This window comes from Halomonas pelophila, from assembly GCF_040196315.1.
Taxonomy (GTDB): domain Bacteria; phylum Pseudomonadota; class Gammaproteobacteria; order Pseudomonadales; family Halomonadaceae; genus Halomonas; species Halomonas pelophila.
The window spans coordinates 73,566-91,291 of sequence record NZ_JBEGCI010000003.1 but is presented as its reverse complement, the minus strand read 5'-3'; the positions used below and the strand labels follow the sequence as shown (position 1 = coordinate 91,291).

Sequence of the window (17,726 nt, the reverse complement as noted above, 5' to 3'; positions counted from 1 at the left end):
ATACATTGTCGCATGTTTATCGTTCGAGTCCACTGCCGGCCGCCTACGACCAAGGAAGCTGGCGATGATCCGACCGCGTCCGCTATGCTGCCTTGCAGCATGCGCCATCGACGTCGCCCACTCAGGAAGAATGCTCATGGATGCCTTGGAACTCGTCAGGGTAAAGGAACTGGAGGTCGCAATACGGATCTGGCATCCCGAGGCGCCGCGTACGCTCATCGCCTGGCACGGGCTGGCCCGCCATGGTGGCGACTTCGAAGACTTCGCCCGGGAGCTTGGTCCCGAGTGGCGGATCCTGGCGCCCGACACCCCGGGCCGGGGCCTGTCCGGGTGGTCGCTGTCGCCATCCTGCCACTACATATATTCACATTACATGACCATAGCAGCTGCAGTGATGGATCACTTCGGCCTGGAACGCGTGCCCTGGGTAGGCACCTCCATGGGCGGCCTGCTGGGCATGCTGATGGCCGCCGAGCCGGCGAGCGCGGCACGCATCGAGCGGCTGGTGCTCAACGACGTGGGCCCGGAACTCGCTCCCGAGGGCCTGGCGGAACTGGCCGCCTACTTCGGGGCGCCCCATCGTTTCCTGCATTTCAGCGAGCTCGAGGCCGAGCTCCGGCGCCACTACGCCGGCTTCGGCATCGAGGGGGACGACGCCTGGCGTCGCCTGGCGCTGGGCAGCGCCCGCCGCCTGCCCGACGGCAGCTGGACCTACCACTTCGATCCGCGCATCGTCGAGCAATTCGTCCACGACACGCCCCGCGACACCTGGGCGGACTGGGCCGCGATCCGCTGCCCGCTGATGGTCGTCCGCGGCCGGCAGTCGCCGCTGCTCAAGGCCGAGAGCGTGACGCGCATGGCCGAGGCCCAGCCCGAGCTCGTCAGTCACGAGGTGCCGGGCTGCGGACACGCGCCCATGCTCGACCGCCACGACCAGGTCGCCCCGATCGCCGCCTTCCTGGCGAAATCGTCCGCCGGGAAGCCGGCGCCACGGTCCGGGGACACGCGATCGCCGTGGTGGCAGCGCCTACTCAAGCGCCTGGGGTACGCCGGACGCGGCTAGCGGCTGCCCGGGCATCACAGCAGCCAATCGACCGGAAGCACCGCGATGACCGAGACGACCATTCGCCGAAACAGGCCCGAATTGGGTTCGACATCATGGCGGATGACCTGGCCGTCACGACGCTCCAGCCAGTAGAGATCGCCCTCGGGATCCAGGCGTACCTCATAGGCCTTCAGCGGCACGGCCTCGTCGAAGGCGGTATCGATCCGCTGGGCCAGCGACGCATCCTCGATGATGAAACCGAGCTCGGTATTCAGGTTGGCCGAGCGGGGATCGAAGTTGAACGACCCCACGAAGACCCGCTCACCATCCACGGCGAAGGTCTTGGCATGCAGGCTGGCGCCGGAGCTGCCGAACGGCCCCGCACTCGGGTTGCGCCCCTGCTGGTTGGCGCCGCGTCGCAGCTCATAGAGCTCGACCCCCGCCTCTAGCAGGGCCTTGCGCCGCTTGGCATAGCCGGCATGCACGGCGGCCACGTCGGTGGCCTCCAGGGCATTGGTCAGCACCTGGACCTCGACCCCGTCTCGCTCCAGGCGCCGGAAGTACTCGGTGCCCGCCTTGGCCGGCACGAAATAGGGCGAGACCAGTGCCACCTCGCGCTCGGCATCGGCGAAGATCAGCTCCAGGTCGTGACTCATCAGCGCCTGTCCGCGGGCCTCGCCGAGCCCCTTGGACGGATCGTCGCTGAGCATCCGCACCGGCGCCCAGACCAGGCCGAGGTCGTTGGCCAGCAGTTTCTGCACGATCTCCGTCTCGCTCACGGCTTTCAGGTAGGTGCCCGCCTCGGGATCTCGCGCGACCTCGGCGAACGCCTGCTCGAGCCGCACCAGCCCCTCGGGCCCGACGTCCGGCAGAATCAGCGGCACTGGATAGGAAGAGCCGCTGCTCCAGTAGCGGTCGAAGTCGGTCGAGACGTCGTCGACCACCTCGCCGACACCCAGCACGTCCAGATCCGAGAAGGTCACGTCGCCCGTGGCACCGAAGTACTCGTCGCCGATGTTGCGCCCGCCGATGACCGAGACCTGATTGTCCGCGGTGAAGGACTTGTTGTGCATCCGCCGGTTGGCTCGGGAGAAGTCGGTCAAGAAGCCGACCCACTTGGGGGAGCGCACGACGAAGGGATTGAACAGCCGCACCTGGATATTGGGATGACTGGCGAGCGCGGCGAGCTCCGCATCGATGCCCCCGGTCCCGCTGTCATCGAGCAGCACGCGCACCCGTACCCCGCGTTCGGCGGCCTCGTAGAGGGCCTCGAACAGCAGCATGCCGGTGATATCCGGATGCCAGATGTAGTACTGAACGTCCAGGGTGCGCTCGGCGGCATGCGCCATCACTATCCGGGCGGCGAAGGCATCGGTGGGCTTGCCCAGCGGGTAGATGCCGCTGAGGCCGGGGTGAGCGTCAACCGCGGGCGCCAGGGCCTCGCCGAGCGAGGTGTCACGACTCTGCGCCTCGTCCAGCGCCGACGATTCGAGCCGCCCCTCGAGAGACGGCAGGGAACAGCCGCCGAGCAGCGCCAGCAGGGCCAGCCACAGGAGGACTCGGGCCAAGGAGAGAGGTGTAGTCATCGTGTCCATCCTGTCAGCCAGTGGAAATCATGAGAGAGACCATAATGGTAGTTGATCGACGCCTCATGGACCCGGCCCCTTCGCCGCCATCATCGGGAAAGTCGCCGGCTCCTCGTGCGCCCCGCGCGGACCGGCCCTTTCGTGACCGGCGTCGTGACCGGCGTCGTGACGGGCGTCGTGACGGGCGGCCAGGCGAAACGCAGGATACGCTAATATAACGACCCACGGACTGATACCATCGGACACCATGACTCGCCCGAACGATCCGATCCCATGCCCGAGCCCATGACCGCATCCACGCCAGAGCCCGGCCATATCGACCCCCAAGGCGAGCGCCTGGCCATCCGCGGTGACTGGACGCTTGAGCACCACGCGAGCCTGAAGCGCGAGGTCGAACGCCTGGCCAAGGGCCGCGAGCCCTCTGCCCAGAGGATCGACCTGACGCCGCTGGCCGCCCTGGACACCGCCGGCGCCGTGCTGCTGATGGAGCTGACCGGCGCCGAGCGGCTCGCCGCGATCGACGACTGGGCGCCGGAGCTGCCGGCGACGCGCCGCGCCCTGCTGCGCACCCTGGGCGAGGCCATGGTCGACCGCCCGGCCCCGGCCGCGCGATCCCGCCGGCCGCTGAGGGATGGCCTGGCGCAAACCGGCCAGCTCGTCGAGGGGCTCTGGCACCAGCAGGTTCAGCTGCTCGGCTTCATCGGCCAGGTGCTCGCCACCCTGGCCGGCACCGCCTGGCGGCCGAGCCGCTGGCGCCTCACTTCGGTGGTGGCCCAGCTGCATCAGACCGGCCTCAACGCCCTGCCCATCGTCGCCCTGCTGACCTTCCTGGTGGGCGCCGTGGTGGCCTTCCTCGGCGCCACGGTGCTGCGCGACTTCGGCGCCACCATCTATACGGTCAACCTGGTCGCCTTCGCCTTCCTGCGCGAGTTCGGCGTGCTGCTGGCCGCCATCCTGCTTGCCGGTCGCACCGCCAGCGCCTTCACGGCGCAGCTCGGCGCCATGAAGGCCAACGAGGAGCTCGACGCCGTGCGCACCCTCGGCCTCGATCCGATCGAGCTGCTGGTGCTGCCGCGGGTGCTGGCGATGATGCTGACGCTGCCGATCCTCACCTTCGTCGGCATGCTCAGCGGCATCCTCGGCGGGGCCCTGATCTGCGGACTGGCGCTGGATATCTCGCTCATCCAGTTCGTCTCCATCCTGCAGCGCGACATCCCCCTCAACCACTTCCTGGTGGGCCTGGCCAAGGCGCCGATATTTGCCTTCCTGGTCGCGGTGATCGGCTGCCTGGAGGGCTTCAAGGTCAGCGGCAGCGCCCAGTCGGTGGGCGAGCACACCACCTCCAGCGTGGTGCAGTCGATCTTCATGGTCATCCTGCTCGACGCGGTGGCGGCGCTGTTCTTCATGGAGATGGGCTGGTGAGCGAACCGATGCGGACATCACAGCGCCAGGAACCCCGGAGCCAGGCGCCTCAGAGCCAGGAGCCCCAGAGTCAGGAACCACCGAGCCGGGAGCCGCTGATTCGGGTGCGCGGACTGTCCAACCGCTTCGGTCGCCACGTCGTCCACGAGGCTCTCGACCTCGACCTCTACTCCGGGGAGATCCTCGGCGTGGTGGGCGGCTCGGGCACCGGCAAGTCGGTGCTGCTGCGCAGCATCGTCGGCCTACTGAGGCCCAGCGAAGGGCGCATCGAGGTGTTCGGCGAAGACCTGCAGCGGCTTTCCTCATCGGCCCGTTCGCGGCTGGAGCGCCGCTTCGGGGTGCTCTTCCAGCGCGGTGCACTGTTCACCTCGCTGACCCTCGAGGAGAACGTCGCCCTGCCGCTGATCGAGCATGCTGGCCTCCGTCGCGCCGATGCCGAGGCCCTGGCACGGGTCAAGCTGGCCCTCGCCGGGCTGCCCGCGGAGGCTGCGATCCAGTATCCCGCCTCGCTCTCGGGTGGCATGATCAAGCGGGCCGCGCTGGCCCGGGCCCTGGCGCTGGACCCGGAGGTATTGTTCCTCGACGAGCCGACGGCGGGCCTCGATCCGATCGGCGCGGCGGCCTTCGATCGCCTGATCCTGACGCTGCGTGACGCCCTGGGCCTGAGCGTCTTCCTGGTCACCCACGACCTGGACACCCTCTATACCGCCTGCGACCGGGTGGCCGTACTGGCAGAGAAGCGGGTCCGCGTCGCCGATCGCCTCTCGGTGGTCGAGGCCACCGACGACGCCTGGATCCACGACTATTTCCACGGCCCGCGTGGCCGCGCCGCCCGACGGGCGGCTCACCCGGCAGAGGACGCCTGACCATGGAACCCCGCGCCCACCATGTATTGATCGGGCTGTTCACGGTGATCACCCTGGGCAGCGCCCTGCTGTTCGCCCTGTGGCTCGGCAAGTCGAGCGTCGATCGCGACTATGCCTGGTACGAGATCGGCTTCAATCGCGCCGTCAGCGGGCTCTCCGAGGGCAGTGCGGTGCTCTACAGCGGCATCGAGGTCGGCGACGTGGTGCGGCTGCGCCTGGACCCCGCGGATCCGCGCCGGGTAAGGGCGCTGATTCGCGTCGACAGCGAGGTGCCGATCAGGCAGGACACCCGCGCCAGCCTGGCGCTGGCCAACATCACCGGCACCAAGAATCTCCAGCTCTCCGGCGGCAGCCCGCAGAGCCCCCGCCTAGAGGGAAGCCGCAACGATCCCCCGCTGATCCAGGCCGAGCCCTCACCGCTGAGCTCGCTGCTCTCCGGCAGCGAGGCGCTGTTCGCCAAGGTGGACCGGCTGCTGACCAACGCCAATCGGCTGCTCTCCGAACAGAACGCCGCGAGCCTGACGCGTACCCTGGGCCACCTGGAGACGCTGTCGGGCAGCCTGGTCGATCAGCGCGACGCCATCGGCGAGGCCATGACCGGGATCGGGCGCGCCAGCGAGCAGCTGACGACGACCCTGCAGCGCTTCGAGGGCCTGGGCGAGCGAGCCAACCGGCTGCTCGACGACCAGGGAACCGCCGCGCTGCAGGATGCCCAAGGCGCGATGCAGTCGCTTTCCGCCACCGCCGCGCGGCTGGATCGCCTGACCGCACGCCACGAGGGTTCGCTGGATCGCGGCCTGCGGGGCGTCGGCGAACTCGAGCCGGCGATGCGCGAGCTGCACGCCACGCTGCGTACCCTGAACCGGTTGGTACAGCGCCTCGAGGAGAACCCCGCCGAGACCCTGCTGGGCCGCGATGAGATCCAGGAGTTTCGCCCATGAGCCTGTTCCGCCCTATATCTGGCGCCGCCCCCCGCCGTTTACCCGGCGCCGCCCCCCGCCGTTCACGCGGCGTCCGGCTGCTGGCTCTGATGCTGGCCGGGCTGCTCGCCGGCTGCAGCGTCATCCCGAAGAGCGAGCCGGTGCGACTCTTCACGCTGCCCGCGCCGACGCTGCCGGCCTCCACCGAGGCTACCCGCGACCTGACCCTGCGGGTCGACACGCCCGGTGCCAGCGCGCCGCTGGATGGTCGACGCCTGCTGGTCATGCCCTCCCCCGGGGAGTTCCAGGCCTACGGCGGGGCGCGCTGGCGCGACGACGCCCCGCGGCTGCTGCGCGACCACCTGATCGAGGCCCTGCGCCGCGACGGCCGCCTGGCCGCTGTGATCGACGAGACCAGCCGGGCACAGAGCGACGCGGCGCTGACCAGCCACCTGGGGGCCTTTCACGTCCGCTATCGCGAGGGCAGCGCCGAGGTGGTGGTGCGTCTCGATGTCCAGCTGCTCGACGAAGTCAGCCGCGAGATACGGGCGAGCCGACGCGTCGAGACGGTGGTAGCGAGCGAGGACGACGGCCTCGAAGCCGTGGTCGCGGCCTTCGGGCGAGCCTCCGACCGGCTTGCCGTCGAGGTGGTCGACTGGACGCTCGCGCAGCTGGCCAGCCCCTCCTCCTGAACGGCCCTCGACGGGGGCATCGCGTCTCGTGTGCAGCGCGCGCAGGCCGAAGGCGATGCACCCGCATGTCGCACTGCCCCCTGAAAATGCGTCTATGTCGCGCATTTTTCTGGAAATATCGGCGCTTTTGAGCAAAAACGAGCGAACGACCGAGTATCTCAATCCGCTGTTCTCTTATCGCTTATTGAGCAAGGCAAGGGGAATGGCACGCCGCTCGCAGGATCTCCCAGGCAAGGCGCCGATCCGTTCGGTAGAGGCCGACGGCCGGCAGTGTCACCCACCACACAAGGGGTACACGCGATGGGACACCACGTCCGCAAGCGCATCGAGCACGTCATCCATCCGGCACCGGCGGTGCCGGGCATCGAACCTCCGAACAGGCCGGACGCAGAGCGACGACGATTCGGCAAGCTGGCCGCCGGCCTGGCCCTGATGGCCGCCCTGCCGGCATGGCTGCCCGTGCGTCGTGTCGGTGCCGAGGCCTTGCCTTCTCTTGACGATCTCCGGGGCGATCTCAAGAGCAATCTCCAGGGCGATAGCCGCGTCGAGGCAAGAGACAGGCCCTTTGCGGGTCGGGCGCGACGGTACGACCGCCGGGGTGGCGGTCTCAATGGAAACGCGTGGGGCGATTCGCCCTTCATCGAACCGGCCAATCCGCAGCGCGTTGGTGGCCGACGAGCGCGTTCCCCCAGAACCGTCGCCCATTCCGGCATCTCGGTTGCCACGCCCGACAGTCTTCGCCGAGGCCTCGACAGGAGTCATTAGCCCTCCGCCTCAGGCGGCCTCCAGCCTCGTCACCGCCCGCTCGACCCCGGAGCGATAGCCACCGCCGAACAGCAGCAGGTGGTTGAGCAGCGGATAGAGCTGGAACAGCGCCTCGCGCCTCGGCCAATCGGCCGGGGCGCGGCCGTTCCAGTAGGCCTCGAAGAAGGCCTCCCCCGGCGCGCCGAACAGCGTGAGCATGGCCAGGTCCACCTCCGGATAGTGGCGATAGACCGCCGGGTCGATGATCGCCGGCCCCTTTGGTGTGAAGAGCACATTGCCCGACCAGAGATCGCCATGCACCAGGCTCGCCGGGGCGTCCGGCAGCCAGGCCTCGAGCCCATGGGCGACGGCCTCCAGGCGACGGCGCAGCCTGGCGTCCATGAGGCCGCGCTGATGGCAGGCCTCGGCGAGCGGCAGCAGCCGCCGCTCGCGCTGGAAGGCACGACCGTCGGCGAGTGGCGCATTGGGCTGGGGCGTGCGGCCACAGGCGTTGTCGTGGGGCCAGCCATGGGCGTCGCCGACATCGGCGTGCAGCGCCCGCAGGCCCTCTCCCAGGCGCGACGCGTCGCGGCCGGAGCGGCCGCCACCGCTCTCCAGCGCCTCCATCACCAGCCAGCCGTCACCCTCGGCCAGCACCTCGGGCACGATCAGTGGCGTGCCGGCCTGGCGCAGGGCGCGCAGGCCATCGGCCTCACCGGCCAGCCGCGCGGGATCATCGCGCTTGATCACCACCGCCCCCTGATCGGTCGCGAGGCGCCGGACCTCGGCGATATCGCCACCGCCGAGGGAAACGGGCTCGCCGCGGGGCACCAGGGCCACCGAGGCCAGCAGCCGCTCCAGTGTTCGCTCCATGGGGATCGTGCCTCCCTTGCCGTGTCGATTGCTCCGAGGGTCGCCAGCCCAGCCGACGTTGTCAAAGCACCCGGCGCTGTCAAAGCGATGGATCTGCCGGACGAGACAAGGCGATGAACAAAAAAGACCGCCCCGTGGGGCGGCCAAATAACGCGATCGCTGCGTTAAAGCATCAGATGATCGGTGAAGCGTCACTCCGGCATCAGCACGCCGTCGATGACGTGGATGACCCCGTTGCTCGCCTCGACATCCGCCTGGATGACGGTGGCATCATCGATCATCACACTGCCGTCCATGGTGGTGATGGTGATGTCCTGGCCCTGCACGGTGGTGGCGCTATCGGCGGCCATGGCGTCCTCGGCCATGATCTTGCCGGGCACCACGTGATAGGTGAGCACGGCCTGCAGGGTCTCCTGATTCTCGGGCTTGAGCAGATCCTCGACGGTACCCTCCGGCAGCGCGGCGAAAGCCTCATCGGTGGGGGCGAAGACGGTGAAGGGCCCTTCGCCCTTGAGGGTGTCGACCAGCTCGGCCGCCTTGACCGCGGCGACCAGCGTCTCGAACTGACCCGCGCCCACGGCGGTGTCGACGATATCCTTCTTCATCCCGTGGCTATCGGCCTGGACACCGCTGGCGAGCATCAGGCCCAGCATGCCGGCTCCGATGGCGCGGGTCAGGGGGGTGGTGAAGGGGGCAGCGATGGAAGTGGTCAGGGTCTTCATGGGTCACTTACCTCTTGTCATCTAGAACCGTGTCATTGGGAGCCGTGGACGTCTCTCGTTCGGAGGCGCTGACGGTGGGTGGAGGGTGCTTCGCCTCAACCTGTACAGAACTTAGACCCTGTATAGCTATTGGACAAGTATTATTTTCTCGCCGCCTCTTTTTCTCCGCCACATCATGGCTGACGCCGCCATCGCGATATGGCACAACGAGGGGGACATTTCCGCAGAGAGGAGACACGACCATGTACAAGCTGGCCTTCTTCGTGCCGATGGCGGATGCCGAGGCGGTCAAGGAAGCCGTCTTCGCCACCGGCGCGGGGCGCATCGGCGACTACGAGGCGTGCTGCTTCCAGACGCCTGGCACCGGGCAGTTTCGCCCGCTGCCGGGCGCCGACCCGCACATCGGCCAGGTCGGCGATCTGGAACGCGTCGAGGAGTTGAAGGTGGAGCTGGTCTGCGAGGACGCGCGGATTCGTGAGGCGGTAGCCGCCCTCAGGGCGGCCCACCCCTATGAGGAGCCGGCCTTCGATGTCTGGCGGCTGGAGACCTGGTGAGCGTTGCGGGCCCGCGAGGATGCGGACGGCCGCTGGAGACGGGCCGCGGCTCGGCCTATGATGCGAGGCCGCATGACCCGTTCACGATCAGGAGGATTCCCCCATGCCCATCGCCATGATCACCGGCGCCACGTCCGGCTTCGGCCGCGCCGCCGCCCGGCGCTTCGCCGACGCCGGCTGGTCGCTGATTCTCACCGGTCGCCGCCAGGAGCGGCTGGACGCCCTGAAGCAGGAGCTCGCCGAGCGCGTCGAGGTGCTGACCCTGACGCTGGACGTGCGCGATGCCGAGGCGGTGAAGCAGGCCGTCGAGACGCTGCCCGAGGCGTTTCGCGGGGTCACCTGCCTGGTCAACAACGCCGGCCTGGCGCTGGCGCCCCAGCCGTCGCAGCGGGTTGACCTGGCCGACTGGCACACCATGATTGATACCAACGTCACCGGCCTGGTCAACGTCACCCACGCCATGCTGCCGCTGCTGATCGCCACCGGCGCGGGGGCGAGCATCATCAACATCGGCTCGGCGGCGGCCAAGTGGCCCTACGCCGGCGGCCACGTCTACGGCGCCACCAAGGCGTTCGTCGAGCAGTTCAGCTACAACCTGCGCTGCGACCTCACGGGCACCGGCGTGAGGGTCACCGACATCGCGCCGGGCCTGGCCGAGACCGAGTTCACCCTGGTGCGCACCAAGGGCGACGAGGCCGCCTCCGAGGCGCTCTACCAAGACACCACGCCGCTGCAGGCCGAGGACGTCGCCGAGCAGATCGTCCACGTGGCGACGCTGCCCGCGCACATCAACATCAACTTCCTGGAGATCATGCCGACTCGGCAGAGCTGGTCGCCGACCCACGTCGAGCGCGACTGAGGCCGTCGAGCAGTACGATAGAATCGAGCAGCGCCCCGGGGCGGGGGCTACCGAACCTAGGCGCTGTCGAATCCAGGCGCTTGCGAGCCTGGATGCTTCCGAACCTAGGCGCTGCCGAAATAGCGTTCGCGATCCTCGGCGGTAATATCGCTGACGTGCAGGGGAAAGGCGGCCTCCCGCCGGTCGGCGTAGAAGTGGCGCAGGGTGCGCTCGATGGTCGGGAAAGCGAGCTCGTCCCAGGGAATCTCGTGCTCCTCGAACAGCGCCACCTCCAGGCTCTCGGGGCCGGCGTCGAAGCTGCCGGCGAGATCGGCCCGGAAGATCATGTAGACCTGATCGATGTGCGGCAGGTTGATCAGCGTGTAGAGGCCGTGGATCTCGACCTCGGCACAGGCCTCCTCCCGCGTCTCGCGGGCCGCCGCCTCGACGGTGGTCTCGGCGTTCTCCATGTAGCCCGCCGGCAGGGTCCAGAAGCCCTTGCGCGGGGAGATGGCGCGGCGACACAGCAGCACCCGGCTGCCGCTCACCGGCAGGGTGCCGGCGACGATGCGCGGATTCTGGTAGTGGATGGTGCCGCACTCGTCGCAGCAGTGGCGAGGACGATCGTCCCCGTCCGGAATCGCGAAGCGCACGGTATGGCCACAGTGACTGCAGAAGTTCATGGCGCTCCCTGGCAGGCCGGAGGGCGGCATGACGGCCGCCCGGTCAGGGCTTGACGCCGCTCATGGCGGCCGAGTAGAAGGAATCAAACCCGATGGAAGCCCCATGTTAGAGAACCTTCGTGAACGCCTGCAAGCACACCGCCCGCGCCGGATCAGGCTGCGCCTGCCCGAGGCGGCGGTGCTGCTGCCCATTGTCGACCGCCCCGAGCCGACCCTGCTGTTCACTCGACGCGCCGGCCACCTCGCCACCCACAGTGGCCAGGTGGCCTTTCCCGGCGGCAAGCGCGAGCCGGGCGACGCCGACCTGCTGGCCACGGCGCTGCGCGAATCGCGGGAGGAGATCGCCCTGCCAGCGGAGCGCGTGGAGCTGCTCGGGCGGCTATCGGATGTGCTCTCGCTGCACGGCCTGCGCGTCACGCCCTGGGTGGGGCTGATCCCGCCCGACCTGCCGCTGATCGCCGATCCCGGCGAGCTCGATGCCATCTTCGAGGTGCCGCTGACGCACTTCCTCGAGGACCAGCGCACCCACACCGACGTGATCCGCGTGGACGGTCGGGACTACTACGTGCCCAGCTACACCAACGACGGTCACGTGATCTGGGGGCTCTCGGCGATGATGCTGGTGGAGCTGCTCGCCGAGGGCTTCGCCATGCCGATCAGCCTCTTCGAGCGCCCGCCGGGCGAATTGATCCACCTTCCCGAACGCCGAGTCTCCCGCCCATGATGCCGACACGCGACGCCTTCGCCACCGCCCTGCCCCGCGCCCGCCTGGCCGAGCTGGTCGATGCCCTGGTGGCACAGGGCTGGTACGTCGGCGAGGACTTCATTCCCGCCGAGCTGTGCGCGGCGCTGCACCACGAGCTCGGCGCCATGGCCGACCACGAGGCGCTGGAGGCCGCCGGCATCGGCCGCGGCCAGGAGCACGCCCTGCGCCGGGACATCCGCGGCGACGCCATTCGCTGGCTGGACCGCGAGAGCCAGGCCCGGCGCCGCTACCTCGACGCCATGGCCGAGCTGCAGCAGGAGCTCAACCGGGCGCTGTTCCTGGGGCTCTTCGAGTACGAGGCGCACTTCGCCCACTACCCGCCCGGCGCCTTCTATCGCCGCCACCTCGACAGCTTCCGCGGCCGCGCCAATCGCGTGGTCTCCACCGTGGGCTACCTGAACCCCGACTGGCCCGAGGACGGCGGCGGCGAGATGGTGATCTTCGCCGCCGACGACCCCGAGCGCGAGGTGGCCCGGGTACGCCCCGAGGCCGGCACCTTCGCCTGCTTCCTCTCCGACAGCGTGCCCCACGAGGTGCTGCCGACCCGCCTGCCGCGCTCGAGCATCGCCGGCTGGTTCCGGCGCAACGCCTCGCTGGGCGGCCTGGTGGACCCGGCGCGCTGATGGCAAGCGAGGCCGACCAAGGGGAGCACGAGCGGCTCAGGGCGCGTTGCTTGGCGCTGGAAGCGGAAAAAGCCGAGCTGGAAGCGGACAACGCAGCGCTGGAGTCAAAGAGCGCGGCACTGGAGGAGGAGAAGCGCCACTACCGCTGGCTGGCCGACAGCACCACCGACCTGATCTCCCGCCACGCCCGGGACGGCACCTTCCTCTACGCCTCGGCGGCGGCCCGGGAACTGCTCGGCTACGCGCCCGATGAGCTGGTCGGCGTCTCGGCCTACGACCTCTTCCATCCCGCGGACCTCGCCGACCTGATCAACAAGTCGCCGCGCATCTACTACCACGACGGCTTCTACCAGCAGACCTATCGCTTCCGGGCCAAGGACGGCCACTACGTCTGGTTCGAGACCACCAGCCGCACCCGCCGCGACCCCGCCACCGGGGAGCTCCTCGACGTGCTCTGCGTCTCCCGGGACGTCAGCCGGCGCCTGCAGGCCGAGGCGCACCGCGAGCGCCTCGCCCGGGTGGTGGAGTCGACCACCGACTACGTGCTGTTCCTCGACGGCGACGAGCGCATCTTCACCGCCAACGAGGCCGCTCGCCGCCTGCTGGCCCGCCCGGGGCGCGATCGCCCGGGCCGAGACCGCCGGGAGGGTGACGCCCTGCACCTCGAGCAGGCCTATACATCCGAATCGCTTTGCGTGCTGCGCGAAGTCGTGCTGCCCGCCGTGGCCCGCTACGGCTCCTGGAGCGGCGAGCTCGCGATGCGTGGCCCGCGCGGCCCCGTGCCGGTGCTCAGCGTGGTGATGGCCCACCACGGCCCCGCCGCCGAGCCCGACCATCTTTCGCTGATCAACCGCGACATCGGCCTGCACAAGGCCGCCGAGGCCCAGGAGCGCCGCCACCAGGAGCAGATCGCCCACGCCAACCGCCTGGCCACCACCGGCGAGCTCGCCTCCAACATCGCTCACGAGCTCAATCAGCCGCTGGGCGCCATCGCCAACTACGCGAGCGGCGCCCTGCTGCGCCTTAAGGCCGACCCGACGAGCCCGGCCGGCGAGCTGGCCGTGCCGCTCGAGCGGATCAGCGAACAGGTCCAGCGCCTCGCCGAACGGCTGCGCCACATCCGCACCTTCGTGCGCAAGGGCCAGACCCGACCGCGGCCTGTGGCGCTGGGCGAGGTCGTCGAGGCCGCCTGCCGACTCTGCGAATGGCAGTTCCAGCAGGCCGGCATCGCGCTGGATCACGCGCTTCCCGAGGCCCTGCCGCGGGTGCAGGCCGATCCGGTGGCGCTTGAACAGGTGCTGGTCAACCTGCTGCTCAACGCCCTGGAGGCGAGTCGCCCCCACCCCGGCGCCGACCGGGTGACGCTCACCGCCCGGCAGAGCGGCCCGCGGGAGGTGCGCTTCACGGTCGCCGATCGCGGCCCCGGCGTGCCCGAGGCCGAGCGCGAGCGGATCTTCGCCCCCTTCCACTCGGGGCGCCCCGAGGGCCTCGGCATGGGGCTTGCCATCAGCCATTCGCTGATGGAGGCCATGGGCGGCCGGCTCGCCCTGGCGCCGGCCGGCGGTTCCGGCGGCGCCACCTTTGCCGGTACACTGCTCGCCGAACCCGGGCCGCTGCCGCCGGCCCGCTGAGCGCCTTCGTTCACCCCACTTCCTGTTCGCTCACCCCACCTGGAGGGGCACGTGCCCGACAAGCCCTGTATCGCCGTGGTCGACGACGACCAGGCCCTGCGCGACTCCCTCACCTGGCTGCTCGACTCGGTGGGTCTTTCGACCCTGGCCTACGGCGATGGCGAGGCGCTGCTCGACGCCGAACCCGAGCGCCACGACGTCATCCTGCTCGACGTGCGCATGCCCGGCCTCTCCGGCCTGCAGGTGCAGCAGCGGCTGGGCGAGCGCGGCGACGACACCCCAGTGATCTTCATGACCGGCCACGGCGACGTGCCCATGGCCGTGCAGGCGCTCAAGGCGGGCGCCTGCGACTTCATCGAGAAGCCCTTCAACCATCAGCAGCTGATCGATACCGTGCAGCAGGCCCTCGCCCAGCACCGCCGCCACCGCCGGGCCCAGGCGCGCCTCGAGGCGCTGCGCGAGCGCTACGCCGGCCTGCGGCCCAAGGAGCGCCAGATCCTGGTGCACGTGGCCGAGGGGCTGACCAGCCGCGAGATCGCCGCCGAGCTAGGCATCAGCGCGAAGACGGTGGAGGTCTACCGCCTGCGCGCCATGAAGGCGCTGGGTGCCGCCAACCTGGCCGAGCTGGTGCGCCTGTGCGTGGCGCTGGAGCTGGTCGCGCCGCTGCCGGAGGCGCGCTCTCCCTCCTGACCCCTTCGCCCTCCTGACCCCCCCCCTTTTCTGCTGAGCCCCTTTCCTGCTGAGCCCCTTTCCTGCTGAGCCCCGCGCGGCGCCCTCTCCACCGGTGGCCTGGCGGCACCCTCCCGAGCCTCTAGACTGCAAGAAACGCCGCCGCCCGGGTGGCGGCAGCCGACGATGCTTGCGTCGGGGGGAGGTCGAGATGAACAGGACAGACGTCAGGACCCTTCAGCGGTTTCTCGCCACGAGCGGCAGCTACCGGGGCAAGATCGACGGCCTGCGTGGCCCGAAGACCCTCGCCGCGATGAAGGACGCCTTCCACGCCCATGCCGACCTGGTGCCGGCCGGAGCCGAGGCCTGGAGCGATAGGCGGCGCGCCGTCACCTGCCTGCAGATCGCCTGTCGCCTGAAGAAGATCGAGGTCGGCCCGATCGACGGCCTGTGGGGCCCGCAGACCGAGCATGCGGCCGAGGTGCTGGCCACGATCCAGGAGACCGGCCAACCGCCCGCTCCCTGGCGGGATCAAGAGCCGCTGGAGGCCAATCCCAACGGCTGGCACCGCGAGGCGGAGCTCAAGACGGCGCTGGGCTCACCGACCCGCAAGCCGCCGATGGTGGTGGTGCCTTGCCCCTGGCAGCTCTGCCTCGCCTGGGACCTGGGCACCCACCCGAGTGGGATCGGCTGTCACGAGATGGTGGCGGAGAGCCTGACGCGTATCCTTTCGCGAGTGAACGATCACTACGGCCCCGAGCGGCTCAGGGAGCTGGGGCTGCACCGCTACGGCGGCTGCTACAACAAGCGGCGCAAGCGCGGCGGCACCGCCTGGTCGACCCACGCCTGGGGCATCGCCATCGACTGGGATCCCGCCCACAACAAGCTCAAGTGGGGGCGCGACCGCGCCCGCCTGGCGCGGCCGGAATATGACACCTGGTGGCGGCTGTGGGAGGAAGAGGGCTGGGTCAGCCTCGGCCGCACGCGCAACTTCGACTGGATGCACGTGCAGGCGGCCAAGCTCTGAGCCGAGGTGCGGTTCAGTCGCGCAGGATGGTCATGCGGCGGGTCTCGTCCTCGGGGAACACGCGCCCGGTCTTGATGGCGGCAAACAGGTGCAGGAACACCACGCCGGGCTCGCCGAAGACATCCCCCGAGCGGAAGTAGGAGTGTCCCTTGGGGTAGTCATAGCGGGTGTTGACCTCGTCGCAGTCCACGGCGAAGACGTTGCGCCCCACCTTGTCCATGTCCTCCGGGCCGGAGTGGCCGAGGCGCCGCGAGGCGATGCGGTTGCGCAGGTTCGAGGCCTTGCTGGCGCGCAGCGCCAGATCGTCGGAGGCGAAGTAGACGGTGACGTTGCGCGAGGCGTGGGGGATCGCCTCGCCGGCGCGTCCCTCCTCCAGGGATTCGTTGACGATATCGGCGGCGACCAGGAAGGTGTTGCGAAACAGCAGCGGCACGCCACCCGGCAGGTAGTACTTGCGCCACAGCCGCAGGGTCTCTCGCAGCACCCGGTTGCCCATGGAGTGAGCCAGCACGCTGATGCGCTTGAGGCAGGGGGTGGGGTCCAACTCGAACTGGTCGACCTCGCGCCAGTCGAGGAAACGCTGCAATACCCGGGCGAAGGAGAAGGCGCTCATGTCGGCCGACTCCTGATCGTCCCAGTAGTCCTTGACGATGCCCAGGTCATTGTCGCAGGGCCAGATCAGCGGCACCACCAGCACCTCGCCGGGGTCGCTGGCATCGCAGAGGTCCTGGAACTCGCGGACCGCGGCGAAGACGTCCTCTGGCAGGTTGGAGAAGCCGTGGAGATAGATCAGCACCTGCCGCGCGTTGGACTCCTTCAAGCGGCGCAGGAACGCCTTGCTGCCGACTTCCTGGTACTGCCCCGCGCCGAACTCCTCGCAATAGAAGACGGAGTTGCTGGCCGCGTTGTTGTTGAGGTCGAAACTGAAGTTGCGGTTGACCCGGGTACGGATGCTCTGGGTGGGAAAGCGATTGGTGATGAAGAGCATGAAGGACCACCTCGCGGTGAGCGGCAGGTGGCCCTGCCCGATTCCTTCAAGCTAGCACAGCGTCCGACCCCGGCCAGCTCACGGCCGCTTCAGCGCCCGGGTGGCGCTCGAGTGGCTATTTCCGCAACATCTCCAGGTATTGGCGCAGCACCACGGCATTGTTGTGGCGAACATCCTTGGCCGCGAACACCAGGGTGACGGTCTCGCGGCGGGCGCACTCGGCCAGCGGCCGCAGCCTCTCGCGATGCGTCTTGAGCTCGGCCAGGTAGCGGCGGCGAAAGGCCCCCCAGCCGAGCTCACCGGCGTGATACGCCTTGCGCAGCGCGTCGCTGGGGGCCGTCTCCCTGGGCCAGTCGTCGATGCGTGCGTCGGCCTTGGCCACGCCGCGCGGCCAGAGGCGGTCGACCAGTACGCGATGGCCGTCGTCACGCTCCGGCGCCTCGAAGACGCGCTTCAGCCGAATGCCCATGGGCGAGCTCCTGCTAAGGATTCGCCCCCAGTGTAGCCAAGTGCGGCCTCAGGCCTTGAGCACGTAGCGCAGGATCTCGACCACCTGCTCGGTGGTGGTGGCCCAGGCCATGGCCGAGGCGTCGACCTCCTTCAGCGGGTGGATGATCGACTCGCCGTGGAGGGTGACGTAGGGCTTGCCCAGCGCCGCGCAGTAGCCGGCATCGAAGGCCGCGTTCCACTGCTTGTACTGGTCGCCGAAGCGCACCACCACCAGGTCGCTCTGCTCGATCAGCGTCTTGGTGCGGATGGCATTCACCTTGGACGACTTGTGGTCGCGCCAGAAGCCCTCGCTCTGCGGGCCCAGGTGGTCGCCGGCGGCATCGCTGGCATCGTGATCGGTGACCGCCGAGGTGAAGACGACATCGAGGCCGGCGGCCTCGGCGCCGCGCTGGATCTCGTCGCGCCAGTCGGTGTGGATCTCGCCGGAGAGATAGACGTAAAAGCTCATGCGGGCTCCAGAACAGGGAATCGAACCGCTATGGTAGCCCAGCCGCCTCCTTAGTGGAAATGCATTCCATATAGCAGACGTGCGCTCTCGGGCCGGGTCGTGTAAGGCCGATGGCCGCG

General features: G+C 69.2%; 20 protein-coding genes. 12 read left to right on the top strand and 8 right to left on the bottom strand.

The features are described from left to right. The first annotated feature begins 136 nt into the window (after window positions 1–136). The gene (locus ABE957_RS03890) at window positions 137–1,063 is read left to right on the top strand and encodes an alpha/beta fold hydrolase (RefSeq protein WP_349757377.1); all 927 of its coding nucleotides are present in this window, start codon (window positions 137–139) and stop codon (window positions 1,061–1,063) included. A gap of 14 nt (window positions 1,064–1,077) precedes the next feature. Here ABE957_RS03890 and ABE957_RS03885 read toward each other — a convergent pair whose 3' ends face one another. Further along, complete coding sequence (locus ABE957_RS03885) at window positions 1,078–2,631, bottom strand: phospholipase D family protein (protein ID WP_349757376.1); 1,554 nt, start codon at window positions 2,629–2,631, stop codon at window positions 1,078–1,080. Between the two features lie 273 nt (window positions 2,632–2,904). On the opposite strand from ABE957_RS03885, the gene ABE957_RS03880 reads away from it, so the two are divergent. From ABE957_RS03880 to ABE957_RS03865, 4 genes are all read left to right on the top strand, one after another. Further along, entirely contained in the window at window positions 2,905–4,053 is a 1,149-nt protein-coding gene (locus ABE957_RS03880) for an ABC transporter permease (RefSeq protein WP_349757375.1), read from the top strand. A gap of 104 nt (window positions 4,054–4,157) precedes the next feature. Beyond that, window positions 4,158–4,919, top strand: coding sequence for an ABC transporter ATP-binding protein (locus ABE957_RS03875; protein ID WP_432765393.1), 762 nt, complete (start codon window positions 4,158–4,160; stop codon window positions 4,917–4,919). 2 nt (window positions 4,920–4,921) lie between these two features. Further along, a complete protein-coding gene (locus ABE957_RS03870) occupies window positions 4,922–5,860 on the top strand; it encodes an MlaD family protein (RefSeq protein ID WP_349757374.1) in 939 nt (312 codons plus the stop codon). After that, entirely contained in the window at window positions 5,857–6,531 is a 675-nt protein-coding gene (locus tag ABE957_RS03865) for an ABC-type transport auxiliary lipoprotein family protein (protein WP_349757373.1), read from the top strand. The genes ABE957_RS03870 and ABE957_RS03865 overlap by 4 nt, the downstream gene beginning before the upstream one ends. A gap of 273 nt (window positions 6,532–6,804) precedes the next feature. Here the strand turns inward: ABE957_RS03865 and ABE957_RS03860 are convergent, their stop codons facing one another. The 3 genes from ABE957_RS03860 to ABE957_RS03850 form a co-directional block, all read right to left on the bottom strand. Next, window positions 6,805–7,236 carry a hypothetical protein gene (locus tag ABE957_RS03860; protein ID WP_349757372.1) on the bottom strand — a complete coding sequence of 144 codons (432 nt, stop codon included), beginning with the start codon at window positions 7,234–7,236 and terminating at the stop codon, window positions 6,805–6,807. 69 nt (window positions 7,237–7,305) lie between these two features. After that, window positions 7,306–8,148 carry a fructosamine kinase family protein gene (locus ABE957_RS03855; RefSeq protein ID WP_349757371.1) on the bottom strand — a complete coding sequence of 281 codons (843 nt, stop codon included), beginning with the start codon at window positions 8,146–8,148 and terminating at the stop codon, window positions 7,306–7,308. 191 nt (window positions 8,149–8,339) lie between these two features. Further along, on the bottom strand, window positions 8,340–8,870 hold the full coding sequence (locus ABE957_RS03850) for a fasciclin domain-containing protein (protein ID WP_349757370.1): 531 nt from the start codon (window positions 8,868–8,870) through the stop codon (window positions 8,340–8,342). A 242-nt stretch (window positions 8,871–9,112) separates the two neighbouring features. Between ABE957_RS03850 and ABE957_RS03845 the strand changes: the two genes are divergently transcribed. Then, a complete protein-coding gene (locus ABE957_RS03845) occupies window positions 9,113–9,424 on the top strand; it encodes a YqfO family protein (RefSeq protein WP_349757369.1) in 312 nt (103 codons plus the stop codon). A 103-nt stretch (window positions 9,425–9,527) separates the two neighbouring features. Continuing rightward, a complete protein-coding gene (locus ABE957_RS03840; protein ID WP_349757368.1) occupies window positions 9,528–10,283 on the top strand; it encodes an SDR family NAD(P)-dependent oxidoreductase in 756 nt (251 codons plus the stop codon). Window positions 10,284–10,387: 104 nt separating this feature from the next. Here ABE957_RS03840 and ABE957_RS03835 read toward each other — a convergent pair whose 3' ends face one another. After that, window positions 10,388–10,945 carry an NUDIX hydrolase gene (locus tag ABE957_RS03835; protein WP_349757367.1) on the bottom strand — a complete coding sequence of 186 codons (558 nt, stop codon included), beginning with the start codon at window positions 10,943–10,945 and terminating at the stop codon, window positions 10,388–10,390. 103 nt (window positions 10,946–11,048) lie between these two features. Here ABE957_RS03835 and ABE957_RS03830 point away from each other — a divergent pair, with 103 nt between their 5' ends. The 5 genes from ABE957_RS03830 to ABE957_RS03810 all read left to right on the top strand — a co-directional run bounded on the left by ABE957_RS03830 (window position 11,049) and on the right by ABE957_RS03810 (window position 15,661). After that, the gene (locus ABE957_RS03830; RefSeq protein ID WP_349757366.1) at window positions 11,049–11,669 is read left to right on the top strand and encodes a CoA pyrophosphatase; all 621 of its coding nucleotides are present in this window, start codon (window positions 11,049–11,051) and stop codon (window positions 11,667–11,669) included. Further along, entirely contained in the window at window positions 11,666–12,334 is a 669-nt protein-coding gene (locus ABE957_RS03825) for a 2OG-Fe(II) oxygenase (RefSeq protein WP_349757365.1), read from the top strand. The genes ABE957_RS03830 and ABE957_RS03825 overlap by 4 nt, the downstream gene beginning before the upstream one ends. Then, window positions 12,334–13,965: a PAS domain-containing sensor histidine kinase gene (locus ABE957_RS03820; RefSeq protein WP_349757364.1), complete on the top strand. Its 1,632-nt coding sequence runs from the start codon at window positions 12,334–12,336 to the stop codon at window positions 13,963–13,965. Before ABE957_RS03825 ends, ABE957_RS03820 begins: the two co-directional genes overlap by 1 nt. 51 nt (window positions 13,966–14,016) lie before the next feature. After that, on the top strand, window positions 14,017–14,655 hold the full coding sequence (locus ABE957_RS03815; RefSeq protein WP_349757363.1) for a response regulator transcription factor: 639 nt from the start codon (window positions 14,017–14,019) through the stop codon (window positions 14,653–14,655). A 190-nt stretch (window positions 14,656–14,845) separates the two neighbouring features. Further along, window positions 14,846–15,661 carry a hypothetical protein gene (locus ABE957_RS03810; RefSeq protein WP_349757362.1) on the top strand — a complete coding sequence of 272 codons (816 nt, stop codon included), beginning with the start codon at window positions 14,846–14,848 and terminating at the stop codon, window positions 15,659–15,661. A 13-nt stretch (window positions 15,662–15,674) separates the two neighbouring features. Here the strand turns inward: ABE957_RS03810 and ABE957_RS03805 are convergent, their stop codons facing one another. From ABE957_RS03805 to ABE957_RS03795, 3 genes are all read right to left on the bottom strand, one after another. Further along, window positions 15,675–16,649, bottom strand: coding sequence for an alpha/beta hydrolase (locus ABE957_RS03805; protein WP_349757361.1), 975 nt, complete (start codon window positions 16,647–16,649; stop codon window positions 15,675–15,677). Between the two features lie 115 nt (window positions 16,650–16,764). Further along, the gene (locus ABE957_RS03800; protein WP_349757360.1) at window positions 16,765–17,118 is read right to left on the bottom strand and encodes a DUF488 domain-containing protein; all 354 of its coding nucleotides are present in this window, start codon (window positions 17,116–17,118) and stop codon (window positions 16,765–16,767) included. Window positions 17,119–17,166: 48 nt separating this feature from the next. Continuing rightward, window positions 17,167–17,607: a YtoQ family protein gene (locus ABE957_RS03795; protein ID WP_349757359.1), complete on the bottom strand. Its 441-nt coding sequence runs from the start codon at window positions 17,605–17,607 to the stop codon at window positions 17,167–17,169. Between the last annotated feature and the right edge of the window lie 119 nt (window positions 17,608–17,726).